We start from the raw sequence: 26,983 nt of genomic DNA, 5'->3' as shown, positions 1-26,983 counted from the left end.
ATTGGCTAGGAGTTAATTTATGAAGTATTCAATTGCCACCGTTTGTTTATCCGGTACGCTTGAGCAAAAAATGCATGCAGCGGCTAAGGCGGGTTTCCACGCAATCGAAATTTTCGAGAATGATTTGACCCAATACCGAGGCACCGCTCGCGATGTAAAACGTATCGCTGATAGTCTGGGGTTGGAGATTTTAGTGCTGCAACCGTTTCGCGATATGGAAGGGCTACCGCCTGAGCTACGCGATAAGAAATACAAGATGATGGAGCGTAAGATCGACCTCGCGCATCAGCTCGGTACTGATCGTTTAATGATGTGCAGTAGCGTTCACCCGCTGGCTTCCCCAGACAGAAATCAGTGCGCTGCAGATCTGCATGCGTTGGCAGAACTGGCTAAACGTGAAGACATGAAGTTAAGCTACGAAGCGCTTGCCTGGGGCCGTCATATCGCAGACTACGACGACGCCTGGGATATCGTTAAGCGAGTGGATCACCCAAATTTGGGTATCGTACTTGATACATTCCATATGTTCGCCCGTGGTAACACGCTGGACACGTTAAAGAACGACATTCCAGTTGAAAAAATTGGCCTGGTTCAGTTGGCTGATGCGCCTAAGATGCAAATGGACATTCTGCAGTACAGCCGCCATTATCGCTGCTTCCCTGGTCAGGGTGATTTCCCTATTATTGAGTTTGTTCAGGCACTTAAAGACAAAGGTTACGACGATTACTTGTCGCATGAAGTGTTTAATGATGAGTTCCGCTCTTCGTCTCCAATTGAAAAAGCGATTGATGGTGTGCGCTCTTTGAAATGGCTTGAAGATCAGAGCAGTGACACGTTCGAAGCGCCTGAAGTGAGTGATATAAGTTTTGTGGAATTTGCGGTAAAAGAACGTGAAAATAACCCGTTTACTGACATCATCGAATCGCTTGGCTTTAAGAAAACCCATTGTCACAAAAGCAAAAATGTTGATCTTTACCAACTTGGTGATATCAACTTCGTATTCAACTATGAGAAAAATAGTAATGCGAGTAGCTACTTAGAAGGACATGGTGAATCTGTTTGTGCGTTGGGTGTATTAGCGAAGGACGCAAACCGCTTAGTTGAACTGGCAAAGCGTTACAACAGCCCGACTATTTATCAAGCACGCCAAGAGAATGAACTGGATATCCCGACGCTGAAAAGCTCAAGTAATCTGCTTATCCATCTGCTTGATCAAAACCACGCAGAGAAGTTCTATGACGTCGATTTTGAACCGCTGACGGATGGTGCTGCCTATAATGACAACCTAATCCGTATCGACCATATGGGGCAGGTGGTGTCACCTGAAACCTTGTTGTCTAACTTGTTCTTCTACAAATCAATTTTTGGCTTTGTTCCGGAAGAGAGCTACGACTTACCAGATATCAACGGTCTGATCACCAGCCGCACGATTACCAGTCCAAACGGCAAGATTAAGTTTGCGTTAAACAGTACGAGTGCGAAGCAGACTTCTGCCCAACGTTTTTTAAATGCGTCAAATGGTGCAAGCATTAACCAGATTGCCATCCAATGTCATGATATTTTCGCGGCAGTAAAAGATCTGTCGCCAATTTATCAGTTGAAAATACCAAACAACTACTATTTAGACATTCAAGCTCAGTTTGATTTAAGTGACGATTTTATTGCAAAACTTAAAGAAAACAACATCCTATACACAGAGGATGACACAGGTAGCTTCTTGCATTTCTACACAAAAGAAGTCAATGGACTGTTCTTTGAAGTGTTACAGCGAGTTGGAAACTATAAAAAATATGGCGAAACCAATGCGTTTATTCGCTTAGCATCCCAGTCTTACCATGATTAAACATTAGAAATAAAGATCAGAATAAAAAATAGGTGCTTCATCGAAGCACCTATTTTTTTATTTGTCGAATCATTGAAATAACGTCGGGAAGTTATTTTTCTAGCAAATAGTTAATCGCCAATTGGTAGCCCTTTGTGCCCATACCAATAATGGTACCAGCAGCCACCGGAGAAATGTAAGAGTGATGACGGAACGATTCGCGTGCGTGTACGTTGGTAATGTGTACTTCAACCACAGGAACGCCAACACCTGCGATCGCATCGTGAAGGGCAATAGAGGTATGCGTGTAAGCGCCTGGGTTGAAAACAACGCCAGCGAGCTCACCAGCTTTGTATTCAGCCCCAGCTTTGTGGATGGCATTAATTAACTTGCCTTCAATATTGCTCTGCAGGCATTCGACCTCATAACCAAATTCAGAGGCGAGTTTTTGACAGCGGACTTCTACATCCGCTAGCGTTTCATGACCGTACTTCTCAGGTTCACGAGAGCCCAACAGATTAAGGTTTGGGCCGTTTAATAACAGTAACTTAGGCATAATGAGAACCTTTGCTTAGCATAGCTGAGTGAAATGCGATTCACGGAACTCTGCTAACTCGGCAGGGCTTGGTTTGGTATTAGTAAATAGAGAAAATGCGTCAGTTGCTTGATGGAAAAATAGTTCAAAGCCGCTGATAATAGACACGTTTTTCTCTTTTGCTGCTAGAAGGAATTGAGTGTCGACAGGCGTATAAACGGCATCGAAAACCCACTCTTGCGAGCCAATCCAGCTTTCTGGAATAGGGGTGCCCGGCATCGAGTAGTGACCGACTGGAGTGCAGTTTACCAGACCATTGGCCAGCTTGACGTAAGACTCAATTGATTCGCTATTTGCCGTTGTCACCTGTAAGTCTTCGTCAGACAGTTGATTAGCAAGTGCCTGGGCTTTTTTCTCATCCATATCAAACAAAATCAGCTCTGATGCACCTAGATCAACCAGTGACATCGCCACGGCTTTACCAACGCCTCCACATCCAACTAGCACAACTCGACCAGGTGTCTGCTCACGTGAATTTCGGTAAGCCTGAATGAAGCCTGAGTAGTCGGTGTTGTAAGCGATAATTTCATCGCCTTTTTTCACTAATGTGTTTGCTGCCTGAACGCGTTGCGCTGATTTGTCGAGTTTATTCGCTATTTCAATGGCGATTTCTTTAAATGGGTAAGTGACATTTGCCGACTGAATTTCAGAAGCGAACAACGCCGTTGCTTGAGATTTGAACTCTTCAATATCCCCGCTATCAATACTATTTAATTGATAGCTAAAGTTAATATTTAAATGCTTGGCAAGCTCGTTGTGAAAATATGGGGATTTTGACCGAGTTATATTTTTTCCAAATAAACGGCATTGCATAGTAAGTACTCCATCTATTAATGACAGGATAAGGCTACCACACGTCATTTTTCCATTGATAATTATATTTTTCTAACACCTATTCATTTTTGTTGAATGCTTGTATTTATTGGCTTTTAAGTCGATTTATTAACAATAAAAGTAAGGCATCTATCTCAAAAACTTATACCGTAAAAATAAATTGAAATAGTCGAGTTGTTATCTCCGTCGTTATAGTAGTTATACACAAGTGAATTCCAGATGCAGGATTCAAGTCGTGGTTGAATTTATCAGCCAAGACATTTTCATAGAACTAAGCATCTCGAGGTTATTTGAGTATAAAAACAAAACAACAGAAGGAATTGATGAGATGATAATCGATTGCCACGGCCACTATACCACTACACCACCGCAAGTCGGTGATTACCGAGAAAGCCAAAAAGCAGCGGTAGCAAAAGATCCAAAATACGTTGGAGACAAAGGTACTATCAGTATTTCTGACGATGAGATTCGCGAAAGTATTGAAAACAACCAGCTTCGTCTGCAAAAAGAGCGCGGAACCGATTTGACTATCTTCTCTCCTCGCGCAAGTTGGATGGGACACCACATTGGAAACGAGCATACTAGCCGCTTCTGGACAGAACATCAGAATGATTTAATTCGCCGTGTGTGTGACCTATTTCCTAACAACTTCGCCCCTGTTGCTCAACTTCCTCAGTCGCCGGGTGTGACGCCTTCTAAATCGGTACCCGAATTGGTTCGCTGTGTCGAAGAAATGGACTTCATCGGCTGTAACCTAAACCCAGATACCACGGGCGGCTTCTGGAAAGATGCGTCTTTGGGTGACCGAGCGTTTTACCCACTTTACGAAAAAATGGTTGAGCTAGACGTTCCGGCGATGATTCACGTATCTGCGGCGTGTAACTCTTGCTTCCACACCACCTCTTCACATTACCTGGGTGCGGATACCACGGCATTCCAACAGCTTCTGATGTCGGATGTATTTAAAGATTTCCCTGAGTTGAAAATCATTATTCCTCATGGTGGTGGCGCAGTGCCTTATCACTGGGGACGTTTCCGCGGTATTGCACAAGACATGGGTCTTCCACCATTAGAAGAGTCAGTTTTGAAGAATATCTACTTCGATACTTGTGTATACCACCAGAAAGGCATTGACCTGCTACTAGACATTCTTCCTGCGAAAAACATTCTGTTTGCGTCAGAGATGATTGGTGCAGTACGTGGTGTCGACCCAGAAACTGGTCACTACTTTGATGATACCAAGCGTTACATCGACGCAAGCGATAAGGTCAACGACGAAGAGAAAGCACTCATTTTTGAAGGCAACGCTCGTCGTGTATTCAGCCGTCTGAAGGCATAAGGATTAATATTATGCAAAACAATGTTGTAGTTCAGAATATTCAACGTGCAGACAAAGACGTGATTGAAGGTCTGCGTAAATGTGGCGTTGCGACTATCCATGAAGCTCAAGGTCGTCGCGGCCTGCTGGCACACTACATGCGTCCTATTTTCCAATGTGATGCAGTAGCTGGCTCGGCACTGACTATCTCAGGTGCTGCGGGTGACAACTGGATGATGCACGTGGCGATCGAACAAGCTCAGGACGGTGACTTTTTAGTCTTCGCTCCAACTTCGCCTTCTAACCACGGTTTCTTTGGTGATTTACTGGCTACTTCAGCTCAAGCGCGTGGTGTGGTTGGCCTAATCATCGAAGGCGGCGTACGCGATACGCGAGATTTGCGTGAAATGAACTTCCCGGTTTGGTCAAAAGCCATCTTCAGCGAAGGTACTATTAAAGAAACATTGGGTTCTGTGAACGTTCCAATGACCTGCGCAGAAGAAATCGTCTACCCGGGTGATGTGATGGTCGCTGATGAAGACGGTGTTGTGGTTGTTCGTCGCGACGAAGCAAAACAAGTACTTGTAGCCGCACTGGATCGCATCGAGAGAGAAGAGGCGAAACGTGTTCGCTTAGCAAACGGCGAACTTGGCCTGGACATCTATAATATGCGTGAGCGTTTAGCAGAAAAAGGGCTCAAATATGTCTAACCAAGCCCCTTGTATGTGGATGAGAGCGGGTACTTCAAAAGGCGCATACTTTGTTAAAAGTGACCTGCCTTCAGACCAGTCTTGTCTGGAAAGCTTTCTTCTCGCGGCAATGGGCTCACCTGACGAGCGTCAAATTGATGGGATTGGCGGTGCCGATCCCCTGACTTCTAAAGTTGCGATCGTCGCGCCATCTGAACGAGATGGTGTGGATGTAGATTATCTTTTCTTACAAGTGTTTGTGGATCAACCATTGATCAGCACTAAGCAAAATTGTGGCAATATCTTAGCGGGTGTAGCTCCATTTGCGATAGAGCGAGGCATCGTGGAAGCCCAAGAAAAGCAAACGACAGTAAGAATCTACATGGAGAACACCGATCAAATCGTGACGGTCACCGTGAATACGCCCAATCGACAAGTGACCTACGAAGGTGACTGTGAAATTGATGGTGTTCCAGGTAGCGCAGCACCGATTGCGGTTACGTTCGAAGATACTGCCGGATCAACTTGTGGTGCACTGCTGCCGAGCGGCAATGTCGTGGATGTGATTGACGGTGTTGAAGTGACGTTAATTGATAACGGCATGCCTGTTGTTGTCATCAATGCCCATGATCTCGGTATTTCGGGCGATGAAAGCCGAGATCAACTCGACAATAACGCGGAACTAAAACAAAAGCTGGAATCAATACGGCTACAAGCTGGACCGTTAATGAACCTCGGTGATGTTTCCCAATTATCGGTACCTAAAATGTCATTGGTTAGCAAAGCCCAGTATGGCGGTGCTATCTCTACTCGTACCTTTATCCCTCATCGCTGCCATGCCTCTATAGGCGTCTTGGGAGCCGTAAGTGTTGCGAGTGCGTGCATTTTAGATGGTTCGCCGGCACAAAAATTGGCATCAATCGAGCAAAGTGAAACTTTAGCGGTAGACGTTGAACACCCGATAGGCAAAATGAGCGTAGTGTTGGATGTAAAAGAGAACCAAGTCCAAGCTGCAGCAATTTTGCGTACCGCCCGTAAGTTGTTTGACGGAATCGTGTATACAAATAGATAGAATATAAGGACTGACCATGGACAAGGATTATCTACCTTTTCACCCTAATCCAAGCAAACCCGAGTTTAAGGTGCCGGAAGGTGCTGTGGATAGCCATTGCCACGTATTTGGCCCAGCAAGTAAATTCCCTTACTCGCCAAAACGTAAGTACACGCCGTGTGATGCCTCTAAAGAGCAGTTATTCGCACTAAGAGATTACCTCGGCTTCAGCCGCAACGTTATTGTTCAGGCGTCTTGCCATGGCACAGACAACGCTGCTTTGGTAGATGCGCTCAACACCGCTGGTGATTTAGCTCGCGGCATTGCCTTTGTCGATGAAACCGTCACTGACGAAGAGCTGCAACTGATGGATAAAGCCGGCGTTCGTGGTGTGCGTTTTAACTTCGTGAAACGACTTGTTGATACCGCGCCAAAAGAAACGTTAAAGCAGATTGCAGAAAAAATTCGCCCACTGGGCTGGCATGTTGTTGTCTACTTTGAAGCTCAGGATATCGATGAAGTTGCGCCATTCCTGAATGAACTTGATATGACTGTTGTCATCGACCACATGGGGCGTCCAGATGTTTCTAAAGGCGTCTACAGCGAAGAGTTCGAGAAGTTCATTAACATGATGGAGAGCAACCCGCAGATCTGGACGAAAGTGAGCTGTCCAGAGCGTTTGACGCTTACGCCACCAGACTATTCAGACGTAGTTCCTTTCGCTCGTGAGCTCGTTGAGCGCTTCCCTGAGCGTGTATTGTGGGGTACTGACTGGCCGCATCCAAACATGAAATCACACACACCAGATGACGGTCATCTTGTTGATGTGATTCCAAAAATCGCGCCATCGGAAGAGTTGCAACAAGCGCTGCTTGTGACTAACCCGATGAAACTGTACTGGCCGGAGGAAGTTTAAAATGTCTTATCTTGATAACAAGTCCTCAATTGAAGGCACCGTTCTGTTTGACGGTGAAATGGCTCGTAAAGGTTACGGTCTGAATAAGATGTGCTTTTCTCTCAACACGGCTGAGGCTCGCGAAGAGTTTCAGCGTGATGAAATGGCTTACTGCGATAAGTTTGGTCTGACGGAAGAGCAGAAAGTAGCGATTCAAAATCGTGATGTGCTTGGCTTACTGAAGTTAGGTGGAAGTATTTACTATTTGGCTAAGTTTGCTGGAATGCTTGGTCTGAATATGCAAGATATTGGTGCGATTCAAACCGGCAAAACGGTTGAAGAATTTAAGCAAATGTTAGTCGACGCGGGGAAATAATCATGGCAAAAATTATAGGTGGTATCGGTACTTCACATATCCCTGCTATCGGCAAAGCGATAGAAAACAATCAACAGCAGGAACCGTACTGGAAGCCGTTGTTTGACGCGTATCCTCCGATTCTTAAATGGTTAGGGGAAGAAAAACCAGACGTTGCGATTCTGTTTTACAACGACCATGGTCTTGAATTCTTTATCGATAAGAAGCCAACGTTCGCGATTGGTGTGGCAGACCGTTATGAAAACGCCGACGAAGGTTGGGGCATTCAAACGATTCCAGATGTGAAAGGGTCTCCAGACTTAGCGTGGCATATTTCTAACCACTTGGTTGAAAATGAATTCGACATCACGATTTGTCAGGAAATGAAAGTTGACCACGGTCTGACGGTTCCTATGCAGCTTCTATGGCCAAATTACTCGTACGACAATGTTCAGGTTATTCCTGTTTGTATCAACTGTGAGCAGCATCCAATGCCTTCTCCAAAGCGTTGTTACGACCTGGGTAAACAAATTGCTGCGGCAGTTGAAAGCTTCGATCAAGACTTGAAAGTGGTTGTGCTTGGTACTGGCGGTCTTTCACACCAGCTGGACGGCGAGCGTGCAGGGTTTATCAATAAAGAGTTCGATCTTTACTGTATGGATAAGTTAGTTGCAGAACCTGAATGCCTTACTAAACTTTCTGTCCTTGATCTTATCAAAGAGGGTGGTGCTCAAGGCCCTGAACTGAACATGTGGCTTGGCATGCGTGGAACACTGCAAGGTGAGCTGAGTGTGTTGCAGAGCAGCTACCACGCACCAATCTCAAATACTGGCTCCGGTACGATGTTAATCGAGTCAAAATAGTCGTTAAAAGACTTGTTCATTCTCTCCTTGTTAAGCGGTCCAAATGGGCCGCTTTTTTTGACTGGCGGTCCTTAACTTAGTTCGCTTTTTGTTTGTCTCTTTTTTGAAACTCACAATTGGGCATTTCTGTGTTACATGCCCGCAGCACACCTCTGGACAAAAACGTGTATCGAGTGGACTAGTGAACGTCCGGAAATGGCATAGAATTACCGCCTTTAGCAACTAAATTTCTACTACGCTCTGCACCTGATAATGATAGAATCTCCACATCAAAATTATCGAGCAACTCTATGTTTATCCATCATGTTAACGGCATCGACTGGCTGGTGATTACAGCTTTTGAAGAACTGAAACCTATATTCATCGAAGACGCTGGTGCAATCCCCTCTTGCTTCTCTATCGACAGCGAATTGAACCTGATCGATCAAGCCAAGCGTGCTTATGGATATTTGCCTACACTCACCGGCGTGATCACAGATACCGGCACTTTTCAAAGCCAGGACAACGAAGAAGATTTGAACCCACAGCTTGCCTGTCTAGTTGAGGGGCGTGGTCGGGTGTTTATCTATCACGGCGGCTTTGTAGCTTTTGTGGATGACGAGCAAACCTTTATTACCCGAATGGACTGAAAAATATTCAGTAAGTTGAAATCGGCGAATTGGCATCCCTAGCTAGGAACGGGGCATAACTTTGTTAGCCTGAGGAGAGCTGAAAATAAGGATACCTAGGTATCCTTATTTGGCGGAGGTTGTTACATGCCAGAGGGTATTATTTCGTCGGCTTGATATCTTCATAAGGTAGACCAACGTATTGCTCGGCAATCATCGTTTTACCCGATTCGCTATGTAGGCAGTAATCCAGTTCAGATGTCATCAGGTGGCTGAATATAGCGCCATCCGTGTTATTCACACTGAGTTCGTCAAAGTCGTGCAGCATGTTGGTCATCCACCACGAGAAACGCTCGCCGTGCCATACTCGGCGTAAGCAGATATCTGAATATTGCTTGATGCATTCCATATCGTCATTTTTGTACACTTGGGTCATGATCTTGTACAACGTCGCCACGTCAGAGGCAGCCAGGTTAAGCCCTTTGGCACCGGTCGGCGGTACAATGTGTGCAGAGTCACCCACTAGAAACAATCGACCGTATTGCATTGGTTCACACACAAATGAACGCAGTGGCGCGATACTTTTTTCGATACTAGGACCGGTTTGTAAGTTTTTGCTCGCTTCAGCGGGTAAGCGTTTTTTCAGTTCGTCCCAGAACTTGTCGTCACTCCAGTCTTCTACTTTATCTGTTGCGGGAACCTGTAAGTAATAGCGTGAACGAGTGGATGAACGTTGGCTGGCTAAAGCAAAGCCTCGTGGGTGTTTACAGTAAATCAATTCGTCATCAACAGGTGGGGTATCGCTTAGCAGCCCAAGCCAGCCGAATGGGTAGACTCGCTCATATTCTTTACGGATGGTATCTGGAATCGTTGGTCGTGATACACCATGGAAACCATCACAACCGGCAATAAAATCACATTGCAACTCGTAAAGGGTACCTTCGTGCTCGAATCTGACCGCAGGGGAAGTAGAGTCAGGCGCGACTATTTCGGTAACGGGTGCATCATAAAAGCTTGGTAGGCCGGCAGCACTTCTCGCTTCCATTAAATCGCGGGTGATTTCGGTTTGTCCGTAACAAGTCACGACTTTGCCACCAGTGCGTTCTTTGAGGTCTATTCTGGTACTTTCGCCGTTGACACTGATTTGAAAGCCGTCATGGATGTGTCCTTCTTTATCCATACGAGCGTTACAGCCTGCTTCTTTGATGAGGTCTACAAAACCTTGCTCAAGGATGCCGGCACGTATTCTGGACAGGACATGATCAGCAGTTGAACGTTCTACGATGACATTATCGATGCCCTGTTTCGCAAGCAGTTGGCCAAGTAAAAGACCTGAAGGGCCAGAGCCAATAATTGCAACTTGTGTTTTGATAACTTCCATTTTAAGCACTCCGCTTGTTTGATTCCTTGTGTTTCTATTTTGTTAATAAAGTGTGATTCTCTCCATTCACATACAGGGCAATTTCTTGTACTTTTAAGTCATATATGGAAATTTTTTTATCGGTTGGGTAAGTGATGAGTTCGATATCTGATGTGCCAAGGTTCTTCTTATATGGAGAAGAGAGTGACAGCAATAATTCCGAGTTTGTTCACGTGGAGACCATTGCTGCTCGCAGCGAAACCAGAGGGTGGCGTATTAAGCCACATCGACATGGAAAGCTATTCCAAATCTTAGTTTTGGATAGTGGGAATGCAGAAATTTCTTTAGATAATAAAAAGATACATGTTAACGATGCCAGCGTGATTGCCATTCCTACCGGGGTGGTTCATGGCTTTGTTTTTTCACCGAATACGGAGGGATATGTTGTCAGTATCGCGGAACCGATGATTCAACATTCGGCGTTATCGTACGCTGAGAGTGTATTTGAGACCGTGCTGGATAAACCAAGAGTGCTCTCATTTTCGACTGAGGATAAGGTTCTTACTCAACTGCATGATTATTGTAATTTATTGTCATCTGAACTGAATGCACACGATGTGGGAATGAGACAAGCTTCTGAATGGTTAGCAAAGATGATCTTATTGACTCTATTCCGAGCAATAAAGCAACAAGACGAAGAGACTAACGTTGGTAGCTCAATAAATAGTCACTACTATCAATTCCAAAAACTACTCGAGAATAACTATCGTCGTCATTGGACTGTCGCTCAATATGCGCAAGCGCTGCAAACGTCTGTTTCGACGTTAAATCGCGTATGTCGCAAATCAAAAGGGGTGGCAGCAAAATCGATTATTGCAGAGCGACTGTTTGTGGAAGCGAAGCGCAGCCTTCTGTATACCCAATTGCATGTTGACCAAATTGCCTACAATCTGGGATTTGAAGACCCTGCGTATTTCTCTCGCTTCTTTAAGAATAAATCTGGGTTGAGCCCGACATCTTTCAGACAACTCAACCCATTCGACACGGAATATTAGAAAACGCTTGGATTAAAAAATATCCAGGTCATTCCCGAGCACGACTTCTCCGTCGTAGCTCGCCTGAATTTCTTCCAATACGGATTCGATAGGCGCGCTGTAATGGAGAATGTGGCTAAGCACCAGCAATTTAGGTTTTGCTTCAGAGGCAATCTTTGCTAGCTCACTGGTTCTGGTGTGGCTAGTTGAGTGGTATTTTTGCCAAAATTCAGAAAGCTTCGACAGCCCTTGTTCACTGATCACTTCATGCACCAAGACATCAGCGCCTTTCGCAATTTCGATCATCTTGTCTGAATAAGCGGTGTCGCCACTGATAACCACAACTTTGTCTGGCGTTGTCACTTTGTAGCCAAAGGCTGGACGGATATCACCATGAGGAACGGTAAATGCCTCGATTTTAACACCATCTTGATCATAAACGGTGTTGCTTTCGGTGTATTCGGTCACGTTCATCTGGTAGTTGGTTGGATCTTTTAACGGCTGCTTACCACTTGTGCGTAAACCAATATCAACCGACAACATGTCATAGTAGCCCGTTACAAATTTTTCCGTACCAACTGGGCCATAAAGCGATACTTTGTCGTCACGTCGCCACCAATAGGTTGCTGCCAATTCCGAGATGTCCAGAATATGGTCACTGTGAAGGTGTGTGATGAAAACGTGTTTGATGTTGGTTGGGTATAGGGCTTTGATGCCTTTCTTTTGTGCTGCTTCAATGGCTTTTTGAACCATGCCGCCACCCGCATCAAAGATAAATGCCGTATCGTTATACACTACGGCGGTTGATGGGCCAGAGCGGTCAGCATCAGGGACTGGCGTGCCCGTTCCTAACAAGATTACATCGGTTTTGGCTGATGCACTGACGGATAACAGTAAACCTAGGGCACAAGTTATCGCAGGTACACAAATACCTGATCTAAAGATTTTCATTAGATTCTCCGGAAAGTTGAGTAGGGGATAGAGCCCTCACCACATTCCGTGTGGTGAGGGTGATAGGAATTATTATAGAAGTCCCAGGGCGAGTGATGGGAAGCCGATGATTAATAGCAGGCGAGTGACGTCTGACATAACGAATGGGAACACGCCTTTGTACATGTCCTTAATGGATACATCCGGTGCTAACGACTTGATGACAAATACGTTCATCCCTACTGGCGGAGTAATCAGCCCCAGTTCTACGGTAATTACCGCAACGATACCGAACCAGATTGGGTCAAAGCCTGCCGCTTCGATGAGTGGGTAGACCACCGGCACTGTCAGCAGCAACATCGCAATACTGTCCATGACACAACCTAATAGGATGAACAGTAACAGCACCGCAAACAGAACCATGTAAGGAGAAAGCTGCAGGCTATCGACCACTTCCACCAAGGTGTAAGAGATTCTTGAAACTGAAAGGAAGTAGCCAAAAATTTCTGCACCAATGATCATGAAGAAGATCATGGACGAGAGAGCCAGTGTTTCCTCGACCGCTTCAACAAACTGTTTCCATTTCATTCCTCGGAACAAGGCGATGACTAATGTACCTGCCGCGCCAATAGCTGCTGCTTCGGTTGGTGTAAACAGGCCAAAGTAGATACCGCAGATGATGAAAGCGAAGATGCCGGTGAAAGGAACTAAGCCTTTAAGCCCTTTGATCTTCTCTGCAAATGACGTTTGTTCACCTGGCGTTGCTAGCTCTGGTTTTAGCCAAACTGTGATAGCAATAGTCGCACAGTATAAGAACAGGCCAAGTAACCCAGGGATTAGACCAGCGATGAACATGTCACCCACAGACTGCTCTGTGATCAAGGCGTAAAGCAGAAGCGCGATAGACGGTGGGATCATGATGCCTAGAGTACCACCTGCCGCAAGCGTACCGGTTGCCAATGACATCGCGTAGCCATTCTTTTCCATTTCTGGCAGAGCAACGCGAGACATACTTGCTGCGGTCGCCAGAGAAGAGCCAGAGATAGCCGAGAAAACACCACAAGAGGTTACTGCTGCCAGTGCCATACCGCCGCGCCAGCGACCAAATAGTGTTCTCGCACCATGAAACAGCTCTTGAGACATCTGCGCTTTAGAGGCAAAGACACCCATGAGGATAAACATAGGAATCGGGCTAAAGCTGTAGTTAGACAGGGTCTCAAATGGGCCGCTGTCCAAAATTGCCATCGCTGAAGGAAAAGCAACAATAGATCCGAACCCAACAAATCCGGTTACCGCCATGGATAACGCGATGGGAGCTCTGAATGCCATCATTACTAACATTAACGCAATACAAATTAGACCAATCGTTGAAGCATCCATTAGACTAACTCCTCTTTGTTTCGTTGTTGCACGTTACTTTTTTTGTCGCTTGACTTTGCTGGTTCATTACCGCCATTTTTTGTCGCTGGGGTATGGCAGTGAAAAATAAGCTCACCGGCGATGATCAATGCGCGGATTGCAAGTAGCGCTGTGGCGACAACGACTCCCATATAGATATATTCCAGCGGGATTTGTAAGTCCTGAGTGGTTTCTCCGGTAAGCGCGGCTGATTCAATCGCGTCAAAGAAACGCACTGACATACCCGCGCCCAGTAGTGCAAAACCTAGGTTGTAGAAGGCTTCAAGATATATCTTCACACGATGATTCATTTTCTCAGTAAACAGGTCAACAATGACCTGAGATTTGGCTACCGAGTGAGGCATAGTCAGCAAAATGGCAAACAACAAACCAAACTTAATCAGCTCTATGCCGCCAACAAAGGTTAAGTCAACACTGCCGTCTGTAAAATTAAAAACCGCACGAGTGATAACGTCAGCAAGCGTGATGAACATCATCGACACTAAGATAAAACCTGCGCCCAAGTGAGCGATATGTGCTGCGCGATTGACTAGGTTGATGAGTGTTTTCATAGTCTCATTCCCTTAATTCAGGCTGAAAGGCAGCGGTTAGTTACTACAGTCTTGCGACAGTTCCATTGCTCGCTTGTAAACATCACGTGCGGCTAGGCCTTTCGATTCCAAGTCCGACAAGTAGTTTTCGATCACTTTGTCGAAGATTGGTTGCCAGGTTGTTTGGTTGTTTGATGCATCAATACGGTTGATGGTGTGACCCGCTGCTTTCGCTTCTTCAAGGCCTTTGCTATCTAGATCATCAAATACTTGTGCCGCAATGCTCGACCAAGCGGCACCTGAGTTTTTGTCGATAACCGCTTTTAGCTCATCATCAAGAGAGTTGTAGACATCGCTATTCATCGTCACGATGAAGGCTAGCGAGTACAACCCACCCACTTCAGTGTGGTTTTCTGCCAGCTCGTTAATTCTGAAGCTCTTCACGCCTTCCCAAGGTAGAGCAACACCATCAATCACACCACGTTGAAGCGATTGATAAGATTGCGGCGCAGGCATACCGACAGGTAGTGCACCAAGTTCTTCTAGTAAGCCACCGATAACGGCAGTTGGACGGCGAATGCGAAGGCCTTCTAAGTCGCTAGGCTGCTCAATATTTTTGCCTTTTACGTGCAGTAAGCCCGCGCCGTGGGTAAATAAGAACAGTGGTTTTGAATCCTTGTATTCATTTGCAAACGCACCTTCTTCGTATAGCTTTTGAATCACACAAGAGCCTTGAGTTGCGTTTTGTACCACCCCTGGTAGCTCGACGATTTGAGTCAGAGGAAAGCGGTTTGCTGAGTAACCTTGCACTGTCGCAGTCATATCTAAGATACGGTGTTTAACGGCATCATATTGTGCTGGTGGCTTGGCGAGAGTAGAAGACGGATATAACTCTACGTTGATACGGCCATTAGAATCCGCTTCAACGGTGTCAGCCCACTTTTGATAAATCTCTTTATGAATATCAGATACTGAAGGCCAAAAGTGTCCGAATCGCAATGTAACATCTGCGGCGAAAGCAGGTGAAGCTAGCAGAAGTGATGACAATGCAGTGGCAGCAGTCTTTTTAATAATCGTATTCATACTTAAACGTCCAATTGTTAGTAGAGTGTTTTCGTAAAGCGCTCTTTTAGTCAGGCTATTCTTTTTCTTGGGGCTGAATAAAATCGTCAACTTTTACCCGTCAGCGGTTTTTACCTTATGTAAGATGTTAAGGTTAAGTTAACACTTGATTCGCCATGACGTTAGTTAGAAAAAGGAAAAGGCTATTCAATTTTTGAAATTCTGTGACTTTAATTAGAGGGAATTTTCGGGCTAGAAATTAAAAATTATAGGGGTCAGATGATTGATATAGTTCATGTTTCATAGTCATGTTTTAGGTATTAACTCCTGAGTATCAGCTATGTTAATACATGAAAAATGCTTGAGTCAGAAAGTAACTATAATTTGTGTTACATAGGTGTTTCTTAGGAGTGTGATATGTGTGGCAGGTTAAATGTGATCAACGAACCGCTTTGTCGAATTGTTTCCGAGCAGCTAGGTATCAGTTTTAAAACGGAGACAAATAAAGACCTAAGACCGACACAGATTGCTTCTACGGTTGGCGTTGTACTCGGAGAACTTCAACAGCTCGATTTACCTTGGGGAATACAACCCGACTGGGCGAATAACCTGATCATAAATGCCAAAGCTGAAACGGTGGCGGTCAAGGCCACATTTGCTCATGCATTCGAGTTTAACCGAGTGGTGGTTCCGTGTTCAGGTTGGTATGAGTGGCAAGAAGAAAATGGTAAAAAGGTCAAATATCTGTTCAGCCCAGGCGAGAGTGATGTTTTATACATGGCTGGCATCGCCTTGAATGAGGCTAAAGATCTGGTCACATTAACAACAGAGCCAAATAAACAATGCAGCGAATTTCATCACCGCATGCCTTTGTTAATTCCTAATAATGAAGTCTTGAACTGGATAAGCGGAGAAGGCAAAAGCGTATATAAGTTGCTAGAAAATCAATTTAGTGAAACGTTGACGATAAAGAGTAGCGATACCCTTTAAGACGCTTCATCCTAAAGAATATCGCTAGATGATGTTAGTTTGTCACATGATACTAGGGAGCCATAGGGACAATGGCGGAATAAGGAGTAACAACAGTAATCGAACGATATCTGCGCACCAATACGGAGTGACGCCTTTGAATATCGTGCTGGTTTTGATGTCTTTGACGACGCTGCTGAGCACAAAAATATTCAATCCTACCGGAGGAGTAATAAGACTTATCTCAGTGACAACCACGACCACAATACCAAACCAGACCAGATCAAAGCCTAAGCTTGCAACCAATGGGTAGAATACTGGCACTGTCAGCAGAAGCATCGACAGGCTTTCAAACACAGTGCCAAGTAGGATGTAAATCCCCATTATCGCCAGAATCACATAGATTGGCTCTGCGCCGAAAGATTCCATCCATGTGACGAGTTCATGAGGCAACCCAGTGCGGTTGACAAAGTTTGAGTAAATAAGTGCACCGATAATGACCCCAAACAGCATGGTAGATGTTCTCGCGGTATCAATCAGGATCTCTTTAAGCACACTGATGGTCAGAGAACGGCGATAGAGTGCAATAGCAAAGGCACCACCGGCCCCAATACCTGCCGCTTCAGTTGGCGTAAAGGCACCCAGATATATTCCGCCCATTACTAGTGCGAACAACCCAAGAATACCCGAGACAGACTTCAGCGCGGCCTTTTTATCTTCCTTAGACATCTTTTCACCTTTAGGACCCGCATTTGGGTTACGCCATACAACGTATTTTGTGGCTAAAAGATACATGAAGATACCAAGTATGCCCGGGATAAAGCCTGCTGCGAAAAGATCTCGAATGCTCTGTTCGGTGAGTACTCCATAGATAATTAGGATGACACTCGGTGGAATCAAAATCCCTAGCGTCCCGCCTGCCGCTATGGATGCTGCGGCTAAGCCATCTGAATAGCCATACTTTCTCATAGAAGGCATGGCAACCTTAGCCATGGTTGCTGACGTCGCCAGGCTAGAGCCTGAAATGGCTGAGAAACCACCACATGCCGCTACGGTTGCCATTGCTAATCCGCCGCGATAGTGGCCCAAGAACGCATAACAAGCTCTGTACAGTTCTTGAGACATACCCGCGCGAGTGATTAAGTTCCCCATCAGAATAAACATAGGGATGACCGACAAGCCATAATCCTGCGCAGTGTCGATCAGTCGTTTAGCACTGACGGTTAGCGCACCGTTAAAGTTCCAGTCCCCCAGAGCAGCATAGCCTACGAACCCCACCACACCCATTGCAAACGCGATCGGCATTCTTAACAGTATTAGCATCATCAGTACTGCGAAACCAATTAAGGCAATAGTCATATCAATCCCTCTGATTCAAATACTCTTTGTTAAAGATTCGCGTAATCACTAAAACAAGAGAAGTGATTGCGGTTAGCCAGCATGAAATAGCCAGAAAATAGACAAAATAATAGGTTGGGATTTCGAGATATTCGGTCATCTCTCCGTACATTAGTGCTCGGTTCCCCAGTTCCCATACTTTGAATCCCATTACTGAGAGGCAAAGCGAAACTACGGCATCAAAGCCCATATCGCGTATGTTTTTTACCTTTCTGGGAATAATGCTATCGGTCAGGTCAACACTGATATGCTCTTTACGCCATGTCACCAACGGCATCGTAGAGAAAATGAGCGCACCTAAAAGTAACTCTGTGAGTTCTACACTTCCGGTTACTGGCTTTTCAAACATGTAGCGTCCTATTACATCGATACAGGTAAGCAGCATCATCGAGAGTAATATCAGACACGCACACAGCTTCAGAAACTTATCCAAAAGTTGGGCAGTAGACTCCCAACTTTTGGTAAACCAAATTAATGAGTTGTTCATCATTGATTCCTAAAGCTCGATTGGCTCGTAGTCGTTAACGATTTTTCTGAACTCGGTTAATGCCGCTTGGGCGTCGACTTTACGCGACTTAACTGATTTCACCCATTTATCGTCAAGACCTTGAGTAAGCTGTTCATAGTATTGAACATCTTCATCAGACAAGTTCTCCACTTTGCTGCCTGACGCGATAATGTCAGCCTCACCAATTTCGTCGGCCTTAGACCAGTAACGGCCTGCCAGTGCGGAGAGCTTTTCGCCAGATACGCTTCTGATTGCCTGACGATCTTCTTCAGAGAGTTTTTCCATAAATTGAGGACTGATGAAAATGCCAAATGAGCCGAGATATAAACCAGTTGGTAGCTTGTAGCTGTATGGTGCGACATCTTTAAAGCGAGCAGCTTTCATCATGTCCATTTGCATGAACAGACCATCTGCTACACCTTGCGATAGCATCTCATACGCTTTTGTTGCAGGTGCGCTTACGCCCGACACTTCCAGAAGATTACCTACTTCGGTGGAGATACCACCACCTACACGTATTTTTTTGCCTTTCAGATCTTTAAGAGATTCGATTGGCTCGCGCATATGGACTTGACCAGGCCCATGAACAAATACCCCGGCCAGTTCGACGCCGTTGTATTCAAATGAGTTTTTAAAGTACTTCTCGTTAACGCGCCAGTGAGCGACAGAAGCGGCTTCACCACTGGCCTTGTTGCCCGGAAGCTCAGCAATTTGAGTTAAGCGAAAACGTCCTGGGAGATAACCATGAAATGTCCAAGCGGCATCAACCGCGCCATCTTCGACTAATTCAACAAGACTTTTGGGGTGAGCCAGGTCGTATTCCAGTTTAATCGTGACACGTCCATCAGTGGCTTCTTCTATCCATTTCCCCCAAGTTGGCAGTACATCAGCATTCATTGTCTGCATTGGACTGAGCCATGTTGCGATTTTTAGTTCGTGCGTTTGTGCTTGAGCACTGTGACTCACCAAGAGGGTGGAAGCGAGCAATCCTGCCAGGCCTTTAGCTACGGTTGATTTAAACATACTGATTCCTTTGTAAGTCCCATTAAAATAAATTAATCTCCTCATCAAATGACACATAATTAGGTCAAATGATGATTTAAACGTATCATTTAAAATGATGGTTGTGTATCATGATTGTTAATGAATTGTGATTTTGTGAATCAGAACTTGTTTTGAAGATGAACAACACAGCCATTTCATAAGTGATGTGCTAAAGCCGAAATCAGCATGTCATTTGGTGGAAAACTCTAGTGAGGCAATTGCTACAGCATTAAGGATTAACGAGGTATAGAAATGGAACAATTAACCAGTTACGTAGCCGGAGAATGGTATTTTGGAAACGGGAAACCGCGAGTGGTTTCAAGTGCAATTACTGGTGAAGCGTTGTATCAGGTCAATGCGGATGGCATGGATTCTACTAAGGTCCTGGAATACGGAAGAGAGCGAGGCACTAAAGCGCTTTCCCAAATGACGTTCTTAGAACGGGCCAATATGATCAAAGATTTGGCTAAGTACCTGCTTTCCCGAAAGGAAGAATTTTATGCGCTTTCACAACACACTGGCGCAACAAGAATGGATTCTTGGATTGATATTGAAGGGGGTGTCAGTACCTTGTTCAATTACTCTAGTCTTGCAAACCGCGAACTACCGAACGACACTATCTGGCCGGAAGATGAATTGCTGCCTCTTTCTAAGGAAGGCGGCTTCGCGGCTCGACACTTTCTGACCAGCAAGACCGGTGTTGCTCTTCACATTAATGCGTACAACTTTCCTTGCTGGGGGATGTTAGAAAAGCTCGCTCCGACCTGGTTAGGCGGTGTGGCGGCGATCGTTAAACCGGCAACGGAAACCGCATATCTGACGCAAGCAATGGTTAAAGCGATGCAAGACAGCGGTATAGTACCGGAAGGTGCTATTCAGGTTATCTGTGGCTCTGTTGGTGACATGTTCGAGCACCTCGAGTATCAAGATGTCGTAACATTTACTGGTTCGGCACAAACAGGCCAAATGCTGCGCTGTCACCCTTCGATTACACAGAAATCCATTCCATTCACGATGGAAGCTGACTCGTTGAACTGCGCCATTTTAGGTGATGATGTCACGCCTGATATGCCAGAGTTCGCGCTGTTTGTGCGCGAAGTGACTCGCGAGATGACAGTGAAAGCGGGACAAAAATGTACTGCGATTCGCCGCGCCATCGTACCTGAGCATTTGATTGATGAAGTCGCAACAGCACTAACGTCAAAACTTGAGAAAGTTGTCGTCGGTGACCCTGCAATTGAAGGCGTCAAGATGGGCGCGTTGGTGAGTAAAAGCCAACTAGACGACGTCAAAGAGAAAGTCACAACGTTATCCAATTATTGCGATGTCCTGACGGGTGGAAATACGTCAGACATGAGTGTTCAGGGCCCAAGTGAGGGCGCTTTCTATCCGCCAACTCTGCTTCGCTGCAACAACCCTCATGAGGTAGAGGAGATCCATTCTGTCGAGGCATTTGGCCCGGTATGTACACTTATGCCATACAGAGACCTCAGCGATGCAGCAGTGTTAGCCAAAAAAGGTGAGGGCAGCTTAGTAGGCAGTATCGTTACCGCTTCGGGCAGTGTCGCTGCTCAGCTTGCACTTGAAATTTGTTCGTCACACGGCCGTTTACACGTATTGAATGAAGAATCATCCAAGGAGTCTACTGGTCATGGCTCTCCGCTGCCAATGCTTGTTCATGGTGGTCCGGGACGTGCTGGTGGAGGTGAAGAAATGGGTGGGTTGCGTGGAGTAAAACACTATATGCAGCGCACCGCGATTCAAGGCTCACCAACCATGCTGGCTAAAATAGGTCGAGAGTGGGTTCGCGGGGCTGAAACGGTCTCTGATCCTATACATCCGTTCAAAAAGTACTTCGAAGATTTGCAAATCGGCGAAACCCTTACGACAGCAAGAAGAACGATAACAGAAGCGGATATCGTTAACTTTGGTTGTTTGAGCGGTGATCACTTCTATGCACATATGGATAAGATCGCGGCAAAAGACTCCATGTTTGGTGAAAGGGTGGCGCACGGATACTTCGTCATTTCAGCCGCTGCAGGACTGTTTGTGGAAGCCGCACCTGGGCCTGTCCTCGCCAACTATGGAATGGAAGGACTGAGGTTTATCGAACCGGTTAAAATCGGCGATACCATTCAGGTTCATTTGACGTGTAAGAAGAAAATTAAGAAGCGCCAGCGTTCTGCTGAAGAACAGGCACAGGGTGTTGTGGCCTGGGATGTCGAAGTGTGTAATCAGGACGGAAAGCCGGTCGCGCTTTATACCATCCTTACCTTAGTTGCGAGACAACAAGGTGACTTTTAACTGGTCAGACATTCACTAAAAATTTCTGCAAATATTACACAACAGGGCCATCTGGCCCTGTTTTTTTATCACAATTTTAACAATCAAAGGCATCATATTTTACTTTTTTGTAATTATTGTGTTGCGAATGTATTTTTGCGTGATACATTAAAATTACAAACGATATTTAATGTGTATCAAATGGAGAAGAGGATGTCTTCTGAGCAAACGTCATTCGAGCGAAAAATCGAACAAGAGATTGCAGTCGAGCCTAAAGATTGGATGCCTGACGGATACCGTAAGACACTGGTACGTCAGATAGGTCAGCATGCTCATTCAGAGGTGGTAGGAATGCTGCCAGAAGCTAACTGGTTAACACGAGCACCATCTCTGCGTCGCAAAGCGGTATTGCTTGCAAAAATTCAAGATGAAGCAGGTCATGGCCTGTACCTGTATAGCGCGGCAGAAACCTTAGGTGGCGAGCGTCACGACCTGTACGAAAAAATGCTGACCGGTGAGATGAAGTACTCATCCATCTTCAACTACCCAACCCTTAGCTGGGCTGATGTTGGTGTGGTTGGTTGGCTTGTTGATGGTGCAGCAATCGTTAACCAGGTGGCGTTGTGCCGTACCTCTTACGGTCCTTATGCACGAGCCATGGTTCGAATCTGTAAAGAAGAGAGTTTCCACCAACGTCAGGGATATGAAGCATGTCGAGTGCTCGCTGACGGTAGTGATGAACAGAAAGCCATGCTTCAAGACTCTATCAACCGCTGGTGGTGGCCTGCGTTGATGATGTTTGGTCCGAACGACAGTGAATCTCCAAACTCAGCAAAAAGCATGTCTTGGAAAATCAAACGCGTCAGTAACGATGATCTGCGTCAGAAGTTCGTTGACAACACGGTTCACCAAGTTCATGCGCTGGGCATGACGATTCCGGATCCAGACCTGAAGTGGAACGAAGAAACGGGTCACTACGAGTTTGGCGAGATCAACTGGGAAGAGTTTAACCAAGTGATCCATGGACACGGCATTTGTAACCATGAGCGTTTGAAAGACAAGCGTGATGCCTGGGAAGCGGGTGCATGGGTTCGAGAAGCAGCTGTCGCTTACGCAAAAAAACAGATGGAAAGCGCAGCTTAGTCGCGCCAACAAGAATCGAAACAGATTAAGGAGAATCAAGATGAGTTCATTTAACTGGCCGCTGTATGAAGTATTCGTTCGAAGCAAACAAGGTTTGGACCACAAGCATGTAGGCAGTGTTCGTGCTTCTGATGGCCAAATGGCGCTTGAAGCCGCTCGCGATCTATACACTCGTCGTAGTGAAGGCTGTTCTATTTGGGTGGTTGAATCAAATCAAATCACTGCATCTCAATCGAGCGAGCAAGGCCCGTTTTTTGACCCTGCTGAAGATAAAGTTTATCGCCACGCTAGTCATTACACCATTCCTGCTGATATCAAGCATATGTAGGGAGTGAGTCATGAGTGAGCAACAAACCAAAGTAAACTACTTACTTCAGCTGGCAGATACCAACCTTATTCTCAGTCATCGTTTATCTGAGTGGTGTGGTATCGCACCGGAACTAGAGATTGACATCGCATTGGCAAATATTGGCTTAGACCTACTTGGCGAGGGGCGTAACCTTTACCAATACGCTGCAGAGCTTGAAGGGAGTCAGAAAACCGAAGATGACTACGCTTATTTGCGTGAAGAGCGCGAATACAAAAACCTTCTGCTTGCTGAACGTCCAAATGAAGGCTTTGATATTTCGATTGTGCGCCAGTTTCTTTACGACAATTACCATGCACTACTTCTTCAGGAACTGGCGAACAGCGCTGACGAACAGTTGGCGGCTATCGCTAAGAAATCCCTGAAAGAGGTGGCTTACCACCTGAGATATAGCTCAGGTTGGATTGAACGTTTAGGTGGCGGCACCGAATTAAGTCATAAAAAAGTTCAAACAGCATTGAACGACTTATGGCGTTACACCGACGAGATGTTTGAGCCAAGTGAAGAAGAAATCGCGCTTGCAGAGCAGAACATTATTGTTGATGTCTCTGAACTAAAAGCTCAGTGGCAACGCAATGTCAGTGCAACGCTAGAGAAAGCGACGCTATCGATGCCTGAGTCTAAGTACTTTTTGCAAGGCGGTAAATCCGGTAAGCACAGTGAACACCTAGGTTTCATTTTGGCGGAACTTCAGTACATGCAACGGACTTATCCAAACCAACAGTGGTAGGGCGTGCTGATGATTAAGCAAACACTCGATTCGCTTTCTGATCCAGAAACGCACCGCGTTTGGCTGTTGGTCAATTCGATTCCAGACCCTGAAATCCCGGTTATTTCGATTGGTGAACTGGGCATGGTTCGTCATATTGCCAAAGTCGGCGATGCCTGGATAGTGAAGTTCACTCCGACATACTCCGGTTGTCCAGCGACAGAAATGCTGATGAATGATATCCGAGAAACCCTCAATACCGAAGGGTACGAGGATGTGAGGGTTGAAGTACAACTTGATCCAGCATGGACAACAGACTGGATTCAAGAGTCGAGCAAACAAAAGTTACGCGAATACGGAATCGCGCCACCAGACAGAAAAGCGTGTATGCACACCGCCATCAACGCACAGCCTGAATGCCCACATTGTGGCAGTGTTGATACAAAAATGGTGAGTGAATTTGGTTCCACAGCTTGCAAAGCACACTTTCGATGTAATGCGTGTTTGGAACCATTTGATTACTTCAAGTGCATATAAAGTAAGGGATTATTATGACAGATTTTTACCCATTGAAAGTCGCTCGTGCAGACAAGGAAACGCCAGATTCTGTGGTGCTGCATTTTAATGTACCGCAAGACCTTGCCGATCAGTTTCGTTTTCATCCTGGTCAGCACCTCACTATTAAATCGAACATCAACGGTGAGGATCTGAGACGCTGTTACTCGATTTGCTCTGCCCCGAGTGAAAACAGCCTGCAAGTTGGTATCAAGGCCATTTCAGAAGGTCGCTTTTCCAACTTTGCCGTCAACGAAATTCAGCCCGGCGATGAACTTGAGGTGATGACGCCACAAGGTCACTTCGGATTTTCACCTAGTCCAGAACGCAAAGTAAATTATTTAGGTATTGCGGTAGGCTCAGGCATTACTCCAATTTTATCCATGCTTAAGACTGCGTTAGAGCAGGAAGACAACAGCACTTTCACTTTGCTGTATGGCAACCGCAACGTAAATAGCATGATGTTTCGCAATCAGTTGCTGGGCTTGAAGAACCGCTATCCGGATCGTTTACACGTTAGTTACTTCTTCTCGCGTGAAACCAATGAAGTCGATCTATGGAATGGTCGCTTAGACGGCGACAAACTACGCGAGCTCGGTAGCAACCTGTTTAACTGGAGCGACTTTGACGCGTGTTACGTTTGTGGCCCGGAAGTGATTTTGGAATCTTGCTACACCGCGTTGGTAGAAGGCGGACTGAGCGAAGACAATTACCATGTAGAGCGTTTTAACACCGCAACCAAGTCTAAAGCGAAGCCAGCTAACCAGTCCGAAAATACCCAAGTAACGCTTAAGCGTGACGGTCGCATCATGAAGATTGACATGACCTCACAAGATGACAGCTTGCTGGATGCAGCACTTCGTCAGGGCGTGGATCTTCCATATGCGTGTAAAGGCGGTGTGTGTGCCACGTGTATCTGTAAAGTCAAATCCGGTCAGGTTGAAATGGGCACAAACTACAGTCTGGAAGCTGATCAGGTTGAAGACGGCTACGTTTTAAGTTGTCAGGCCGTTCCGACAACCAGCGAAATCGAAATCGACTTTGATGTGTAGAGGCTAGCATGACATTACAGACCGATTATCAGAACCTGATCGGTGACATCTCCAATCAGGGGGTGTTAACGATTACGTTGAATCGTCCCCAGAAGCGCAACGCATTAAGCAATGACGTACTGGAACACTTAGCGGAGTTACTGGAAGAGGCGTCTCTGGACACTTCCATTAAGTCGGTAGTGCTTTACGGCGGCGAAACGATATTTGCTGCAGGTGCAGATTTACACGAGATGTCGAGTCAGCAGTCGATAGAGACTTGGCTAAATCCAAGACCGAAACTTTGGCAACGTATTGATCAGTTCGAAAAGCCTCTGATAGCGGCGGTTAATGGCTACGCGCTGGGGGCAGGGTTAGAGCTGGTCCTGCTTTGTGATGTCGTTGTCGCAGGGGAAGGCACGCAGTTTGGTTTGCCAGAAATCACTTTGGGCTTAATGCCAGGCGCAGGTGGCACGCAACGACTGTCTCGTACTGTCGGTAAATCTCTCGCGAACCATATGGTGCTGACCGGAAAACCAATCTCGGCTCAAAGGGCGCTTAACGCAGGCTTAATCAGTGAAATCACGGTGTCACAAAACACGCTCAATAAAGCTCAAGAGATAGCGACAGCTATTGCCCAGCATGCGCCTTTAGCCGTTCGCGCTGCTAAAACGTCATTAAAATCAGTATCAAATGGCACTTTGGCCCAAGGACTGATGATGGAAAGACAGTTATTCAGCCTGCTTGCGGAAACCCGAGACAGAGCGGAAGGAATCCAAGCTTTTCTTGATAAAAGAAAGGCGACATTTAAAGGGAAGTAATCAATGGAAGAGTTAATTTTATTTCAGGTAGAAGCTGGTGTTGCTGTCATTACGCTTAACCGACCAAAGCAACTGAATAGCTTTAACCCGGATATGCATAAGGCGCTTAAGCGAGCGTTAAAGCAGGCGGAAACTGATGATTCAGTGCGCGCAGTGCTGCTGACAGGCACTGGCAGAGGGTTTTGCGCAGGGCAAGACCTTAACGATCGCAACGTAAATAGCGGCGCAGAAATGCCGGATCTTGGCGAGAGCATTGAGAAATACTACAACCCTTTGATCAAACAAATTTCATCAATGCCAAAGCCAGTCATTGCAGCAGTCAATGGTGTGGCTGCGGGCGCGGGTGCCAATATCGCATTCGCGTGTGACATCGTATTTGCGGCTAAGTCAGCAAGCTTTATTCAGGCATTTTGCAAGATTGGTCTGGTACCAGATTCAGGTGGTACCTGGACACTGCCACGTTTAGTGGGATCGGCACGAGCGAAAGCACTGATGTTACTCGGTGACAAAGTAAGCGCGAGTCAGGCACAAGAGTGGGGCATGATCTGGCAATGTGTTGAAGATGAAGAACTTATCGAAAAGGCGATGTCAGTAGCAAACCATTTGGCTACGCAGCCAACGAAAGGGTTGGGTCTTATTAAACATGCACTGAATCACTCTAGTGAAAATAGCTTAGAAGTTCAGCTGGACTTAGAAAAAGATCTTCAACGACTGGCGGGAAGAACGGACGATTACCGCGAAGGTATCGCTGCATTTTTCGATAAGCGCGCACCTGAGTTTAAAGGGAAGTAAA

At 45.9% G+C, this 26,983-nt stretch carries 28 protein-coding genes; 18 read left to right on the top strand and 10 right to left on the bottom strand.

Annotation, left to right across the window (positions count from 1 at the left end; all coding sequences use genetic code 11):
- The first annotated feature begins 19 nt into the window (after positions 1 to 19).
- Complete coding sequence (locus L9Q40_RS11620; RefSeq protein WP_498793364.1) at positions 20 to 1,843, top strand: bifunctional sugar phosphate isomerase/epimerase/4-hydroxyphenylpyruvate dioxygenase family protein; 1,824 nt, start codon at positions 20 to 22, stop codon at positions 1,841 to 1,843.
- Between the two features lie 91 nt (positions 1,844 to 1,934).
- Here L9Q40_RS11620 and aroQ read toward each other — a convergent pair whose 3' ends face one another.
- Entirely contained in the window at positions 1,935 to 2,378 is a 444-nt protein-coding gene (gene aroQ / locus L9Q40_RS11615) for a type II 3-dehydroquinate dehydratase (protein ID WP_498793363.1), read from the bottom strand.
- 15 nt (positions 2,379 to 2,393) lie between these two features.
- Entirely contained in the window at positions 2,394 to 3,230 is an 837-nt protein-coding gene (locus tag L9Q40_RS11610) for a shikimate dehydrogenase family protein (RefSeq protein ID WP_498793362.1), read from the bottom strand.
- A gap of 349 nt (positions 3,231 to 3,579) precedes the next feature.
- On the opposite strand from L9Q40_RS11610, the gene L9Q40_RS11605 reads away from it, so the two are divergent.
- From L9Q40_RS11605 to L9Q40_RS11575, 7 genes are all read left to right on the top strand, one after another.
- Positions 3,580 to 4,590, top strand: a complete 1,011-nt coding sequence (locus L9Q40_RS11605; protein ID WP_498793361.1) for an amidohydrolase family protein — start codon at positions 3,580 to 3,582, stop codon at positions 4,588 to 4,590.
- Between the two features lie 11 nt (positions 4,591 to 4,601).
- Complete coding sequence (locus tag L9Q40_RS11600; protein WP_014233884.1) at positions 4,602 to 5,279, top strand: 4-carboxy-4-hydroxy-2-oxoadipate aldolase/oxaloacetate decarboxylase; 678 nt, start codon at positions 4,602 to 4,604, stop codon at positions 5,277 to 5,279.
- Entirely contained in the window at positions 5,272 to 6,330 is a 1,059-nt protein-coding gene (locus L9Q40_RS11595; RefSeq protein ID WP_498793360.1) for a 4-oxalomesaconate tautomerase, read from the top strand. Before L9Q40_RS11600 ends, L9Q40_RS11595 begins: the two co-directional genes overlap by 8 nt.
- 16 nt (positions 6,331 to 6,346) lie before the next feature.
- Positions 6,347 to 7,225, top strand: coding sequence for an amidohydrolase family protein (locus tag L9Q40_RS11590; protein WP_014233886.1), 879 nt, complete (start codon positions 6,347 to 6,349; stop codon positions 7,223 to 7,225).
- 1 nt (position 7,226) lies between these two features.
- Positions 7,227 to 7,580, top strand: coding sequence for a protocatechuate 4,5-dioxygenase subunit alpha (locus L9Q40_RS11585; RefSeq protein WP_498793359.1), 354 nt, complete (start codon positions 7,227 to 7,229; stop codon positions 7,578 to 7,580).
- Positions 7,581 to 7,582: 2 nt separating this feature from the next.
- The gene (locus tag L9Q40_RS11580; protein ID WP_498793358.1) at positions 7,583 to 8,422 is read left to right on the top strand and encodes a class III extradiol dioxygenase family protein; all 840 of its coding nucleotides are present in this window, start codon (positions 7,583 to 7,585) and stop codon (positions 8,420 to 8,422) included.
- A 290-nt stretch (positions 8,423 to 8,712) separates the two neighbouring features.
- Complete coding sequence (locus L9Q40_RS11575; RefSeq protein WP_264907568.1) at positions 8,713 to 9,051, top strand: cytosolic protein; 339 nt, start codon at positions 8,713 to 8,715, stop codon at positions 9,049 to 9,051.
- 139 nt (positions 9,052 to 9,190) lie between these two features.
- On the opposite strand, the gene pobA is transcribed toward L9Q40_RS11575, so the two are convergent.
- On the bottom strand, positions 9,191 to 10,411 hold the full coding sequence (gene pobA / locus L9Q40_RS11570; RefSeq protein ID WP_498793357.1) for a 4-hydroxybenzoate 3-monooxygenase: 1,221 nt from the start codon (positions 10,409 to 10,411) through the stop codon (positions 9,191 to 9,193).
- Positions 10,412 to 10,545: 134 nt separating this feature from the next.
- On the opposite strand from pobA, the gene L9Q40_RS11565 reads away from it, so the two are divergent.
- Positions 10,546 to 11,445, top strand: a complete 900-nt coding sequence (locus L9Q40_RS11565) for a helix-turn-helix domain-containing protein (protein WP_420659373.1) — start codon at positions 10,546 to 10,548, stop codon at positions 11,443 to 11,445.
- A gap of 12 nt (positions 11,446 to 11,457) precedes the next feature.
- Here the strand turns inward: L9Q40_RS11565 and L9Q40_RS11560 are convergent, their stop codons facing one another.
- The 4 genes from L9Q40_RS11560 to L9Q40_RS11545 all read right to left on the bottom strand — a co-directional run bounded on the left by L9Q40_RS11560 (position 11,458) and on the right by L9Q40_RS11545 (position 15,386).
- Positions 11,458 to 12,375, bottom strand: a complete 918-nt coding sequence (locus L9Q40_RS11560) for an MBL fold metallo-hydrolase (protein WP_020334253.1) — start codon at positions 12,373 to 12,375, stop codon at positions 11,458 to 11,460.
- Positions 12,376 to 12,447: 72 nt separating this feature from the next.
- The gene (locus L9Q40_RS11555) at positions 12,448 to 13,734 is read right to left on the bottom strand and encodes a TRAP transporter large permease (protein ID WP_014233895.1); all 1,287 of its coding nucleotides are present in this window, start codon (positions 13,732 to 13,734) and stop codon (positions 12,448 to 12,450) included.
- Positions 13,734 to 14,324 carry a TRAP transporter small permease gene (locus tag L9Q40_RS11550; RefSeq protein WP_118120426.1) on the bottom strand — a complete coding sequence of 197 codons (591 nt, stop codon included), beginning with the start codon at positions 14,322 to 14,324 and terminating at the stop codon, positions 13,734 to 13,736. The genes L9Q40_RS11555 and L9Q40_RS11550 overlap by 1 nt, the downstream gene beginning before the upstream one ends.
- Positions 14,325 to 14,360: 36 nt before the next feature.
- A complete protein-coding gene (locus L9Q40_RS11545; protein WP_014233897.1) occupies positions 14,361 to 15,386 on the bottom strand; it encodes a TRAP transporter substrate-binding protein in 1,026 nt (341 codons plus the stop codon).
- Between the two features lie 396 nt (positions 15,387 to 15,782).
- On the opposite strand from L9Q40_RS11545, the gene L9Q40_RS11540 reads away from it, so the two are divergent.
- On the top strand, positions 15,783 to 16,355 hold the full coding sequence (locus L9Q40_RS11540; protein WP_498793356.1) for an SOS response-associated peptidase: 573 nt from the start codon (positions 15,783 to 15,785) through the stop codon (positions 16,353 to 16,355).
- Between the two features lie 42 nt (positions 16,356 to 16,397).
- Here L9Q40_RS11540 and L9Q40_RS11535 read toward each other — a convergent pair whose 3' ends face one another.
- Genes L9Q40_RS11535 through L9Q40_RS11525 form a run of 3 tightly spaced genes read right to left on the bottom strand, consistent with a single transcriptional unit; the run spans position 16,398 to position 19,263 of the window.
- Positions 16,398 to 17,693, bottom strand: a complete 1,296-nt coding sequence (locus L9Q40_RS11535; protein WP_020334263.1) for a TRAP transporter large permease — start codon at positions 17,691 to 17,693, stop codon at positions 16,398 to 16,400.
- A gap of 1 nt (position 17,694) precedes the next feature.
- Positions 17,695 to 18,219, bottom strand: a complete 525-nt coding sequence (locus L9Q40_RS11530; RefSeq protein ID WP_498793355.1) for a TRAP transporter small permease — start codon at positions 18,217 to 18,219, stop codon at positions 17,695 to 17,697.
- Positions 18,220 to 18,228: 9 nt separating this feature from the next.
- Positions 18,229 to 19,263 carry a TRAP transporter substrate-binding protein gene (locus L9Q40_RS11525; RefSeq protein ID WP_498793354.1) on the bottom strand — a complete coding sequence of 345 codons (1,035 nt, stop codon included), beginning with the start codon at positions 19,261 to 19,263 and terminating at the stop codon, positions 18,229 to 18,231.
- A 273-nt stretch (positions 19,264 to 19,536) separates the two neighbouring features.
- Here L9Q40_RS11525 and paaZ point away from each other — a divergent pair, with 273 nt between their 5' ends.
- From paaZ to paaG, 8 genes are all read left to right on the top strand, one after another.
- Positions 19,537 to 21,588: a phenylacetic acid degradation bifunctional protein PaaZ gene (gene paaZ / locus L9Q40_RS11520; protein WP_498793353.1), complete on the top strand. Its 2,052-nt coding sequence runs from the start codon at positions 19,537 to 19,539 to the stop codon at positions 21,586 to 21,588.
- A gap of 192 nt (positions 21,589 to 21,780) precedes the next feature.
- Positions 21,781 to 22,710 carry a 1,2-phenylacetyl-CoA epoxidase subunit PaaA gene (gene paaA, locus L9Q40_RS11515; protein ID WP_498793352.1) on the top strand — a complete coding sequence of 310 codons (930 nt, stop codon included), beginning with the start codon at positions 21,781 to 21,783 and terminating at the stop codon, positions 22,708 to 22,710.
- Between the two features lie 40 nt (positions 22,711 to 22,750).
- Positions 22,751 to 23,038, top strand: coding sequence for a 1,2-phenylacetyl-CoA epoxidase subunit PaaB (gene paaB / locus L9Q40_RS11510; protein ID WP_020334268.1), 288 nt, complete (start codon positions 22,751 to 22,753; stop codon positions 23,036 to 23,038).
- Positions 23,039 to 23,048: 10 nt separating this feature from the next.
- Complete coding sequence (gene paaC / locus L9Q40_RS11505; protein ID WP_498793351.1) at positions 23,049 to 23,807, top strand: 1,2-phenylacetyl-CoA epoxidase subunit PaaC; 759 nt, start codon at positions 23,049 to 23,051, stop codon at positions 23,805 to 23,807.
- A 9-nt stretch (positions 23,808 to 23,816) separates the two neighbouring features.
- Positions 23,817 to 24,323 carry a 1,2-phenylacetyl-CoA epoxidase subunit PaaD gene (gene paaD / locus L9Q40_RS11500; protein ID WP_498793350.1) on the top strand — a complete coding sequence of 169 codons (507 nt, stop codon included), beginning with the start codon at positions 23,817 to 23,819 and terminating at the stop codon, positions 24,321 to 24,323.
- A gap of 14 nt (positions 24,324 to 24,337) precedes the next feature.
- On the top strand, positions 24,338 to 25,393 hold the full coding sequence (paaE, locus tag L9Q40_RS11495) for a 1,2-phenylacetyl-CoA epoxidase subunit PaaE (protein WP_498793349.1): 1,056 nt from the start codon (positions 24,338 to 24,340) through the stop codon (positions 25,391 to 25,393).
- Between the two features lie 8 nt (positions 25,394 to 25,401).
- Positions 25,402 to 26,190 carry an enoyl-CoA hydratase-related protein gene (locus L9Q40_RS11490; RefSeq protein WP_498793348.1) on the top strand — a complete coding sequence of 263 codons (789 nt, stop codon included), beginning with the start codon at positions 25,402 to 25,404 and terminating at the stop codon, positions 26,188 to 26,190.
- 3 nt (positions 26,191 to 26,193) lie between these two features.
- A complete protein-coding gene (gene paaG / locus L9Q40_RS11485; RefSeq protein ID WP_498793347.1) occupies positions 26,194 to 26,982 on the top strand; it encodes a 2-(1,2-epoxy-1,2-dihydrophenyl)acetyl-CoA isomerase PaaG in 789 nt (262 codons plus the stop codon).
- Position 26,983 lies beyond the last annotated feature (1 nt).

This window comes from Allocatenococcus thiocycli (genome assembly GCF_921292965.1).
GTDB classification, from domain to species: Bacteria; Pseudomonadota; Gammaproteobacteria; order Enterobacterales; family Vibrionaceae; genus Vibrio; species Vibrio natriegens.
Note: the sequence above shows the minus strand (reverse complement) of the source record. Positions and strands in the feature narration are given on the sequence as shown.

Coding starts and splice junctions, on each gene's coding strand:
- L9Q40_RS11610 (WP_498793362.1), bottom strand. CDS start 3,230: ATGCAATGCCGTTTATTTGGAAAAAATATAACTCGGTCAAAATCCCCA.
- L9Q40_RS11620 (WP_498793364.1), top strand. CDS start 20: ATGAAGTATTCAATTGCCACCGTTTGTTTATCCGGTACGCTTGAGCAA.
- paaG (WP_498793347.1), top strand. CDS start 26,194: ATGGAAGAGTTAATTTTATTTCAGGTAGAAGCTGGTGTTGCTGTCATT.
- L9Q40_RS11590 (WP_014233886.1), top strand. CDS start 6,347: ATGGACAAGGATTATCTACCTTTTCACCCTAATCCAAGCAAACCCGAG.
- L9Q40_RS11580 (WP_498793358.1), top strand. CDS start 7,583: ATGGCAAAAATTATAGGTGGTATCGGTACTTCACATATCCCTGCTATC.
- L9Q40_RS11560 (WP_020334253.1), bottom strand. CDS start 12,375: ATGAAAATCTTTAGATCAGGTATTTGTGTACCTGCGATAACTTGTGCC.
- L9Q40_RS11535 (WP_020334263.1), bottom strand. CDS start 17,693: ATGACTATTGCCTTAATTGGTTTCGCAGTACTGATGATGCTAATACTG.
- paaB (WP_020334268.1), top strand. CDS start 22,751: ATGAGTTCATTTAACTGGCCGCTGTATGAAGTATTCGTTCGAAGCAAA.
- L9Q40_RS11530 (WP_498793355.1), bottom strand. CDS start 18,219: ATGAACAACTCATTAATTTGGTTTACCAAAAGTTGGGAGTCTACTGCC.
- L9Q40_RS11585 (WP_498793359.1), top strand. CDS start 7,227: ATGTCTTATCTTGATAACAAGTCCTCAATTGAAGGCACCGTTCTGTTT.
- L9Q40_RS11605 (WP_498793361.1), top strand. CDS start 3,580: ATGATAATCGATTGCCACGGCCACTATACCACTACACCACCGCAAGTC.
- paaC (WP_498793351.1), top strand. CDS start 23,049: ATGAGTGAGCAACAAACCAAAGTAAACTACTTACTTCAGCTGGCAGAT.
- L9Q40_RS11550 (WP_118120426.1), bottom strand. CDS start 14,324: ATGAAAACACTCATCAACCTAGTCAATCGCGCAGCACATATCGCTCAC.
- paaA (WP_498793352.1), top strand. CDS start 21,781: ATGTCTTCTGAGCAAACGTCATTCGAGCGAAAAATCGAACAAGAGATT.
- aroQ (WP_498793363.1), bottom strand. CDS start 2,378: ATGCCTAAGTTACTGTTATTAAACGGCCCAAACCTTAATCTGTTGGGC.
- pobA (WP_498793357.1), bottom strand. CDS start 10,411: ATGGAAGTTATCAAAACACAAGTTGCAATTATTGGCTCTGGCCCTTCA.
- L9Q40_RS11565 (WP_420659373.1), top strand. CDS start 10,546: ATGAGTTCGATATCTGATGTGCCAAGGTTCTTCTTATATGGAGAAGAG.
- L9Q40_RS11595 (WP_498793360.1), top strand. CDS start 5,272: ATGTCTAACCAAGCCCCTTGTATGTGGATGAGAGCGGGTACTTCAAAA.
- paaZ (WP_498793353.1), top strand. CDS start 19,537: ATGGAACAATTAACCAGTTACGTAGCCGGAGAATGGTATTTTGGAAAC.
- L9Q40_RS11545 (WP_014233897.1), bottom strand. CDS start 15,386: ATGAATACGATTATTAAAAAGACTGCTGCCACTGCATTGTCATCACTT.
- paaD (WP_498793350.1), top strand. CDS start 23,817: ATGATTAAGCAAACACTCGATTCGCTTTCTGATCCAGAAACGCACCGC.
- L9Q40_RS11575 (WP_264907568.1), top strand. CDS start 8,713: ATGTTTATCCATCATGTTAACGGCATCGACTGGCTGGTGATTACAGCT.
- L9Q40_RS11540 (WP_498793356.1), top strand. CDS start 15,783: ATGTGTGGCAGGTTAAATGTGATCAACGAACCGCTTTGTCGAATTGTT.
- L9Q40_RS11600 (WP_014233884.1), top strand. CDS start 4,602: ATGCAAAACAATGTTGTAGTTCAGAATATTCAACGTGCAGACAAAGAC.
- L9Q40_RS11525 (WP_498793354.1), bottom strand. CDS start 19,263: ATGTTTAAATCAACCGTAGCTAAAGGCCTGGCAGGATTGCTCGCTTCC.
- L9Q40_RS11490 (WP_498793348.1), top strand. CDS start 25,402: ATGACATTACAGACCGATTATCAGAACCTGATCGGTGACATCTCCAAT.
- paaE (WP_498793349.1), top strand. CDS start 24,338: ATGACAGATTTTTACCCATTGAAAGTCGCTCGTGCAGACAAGGAAACG.
- L9Q40_RS11555 (WP_014233895.1), bottom strand. CDS start 13,734: ATGGATGCTTCAACGATTGGTCTAATTTGTATTGCGTTAATGTTAGTA.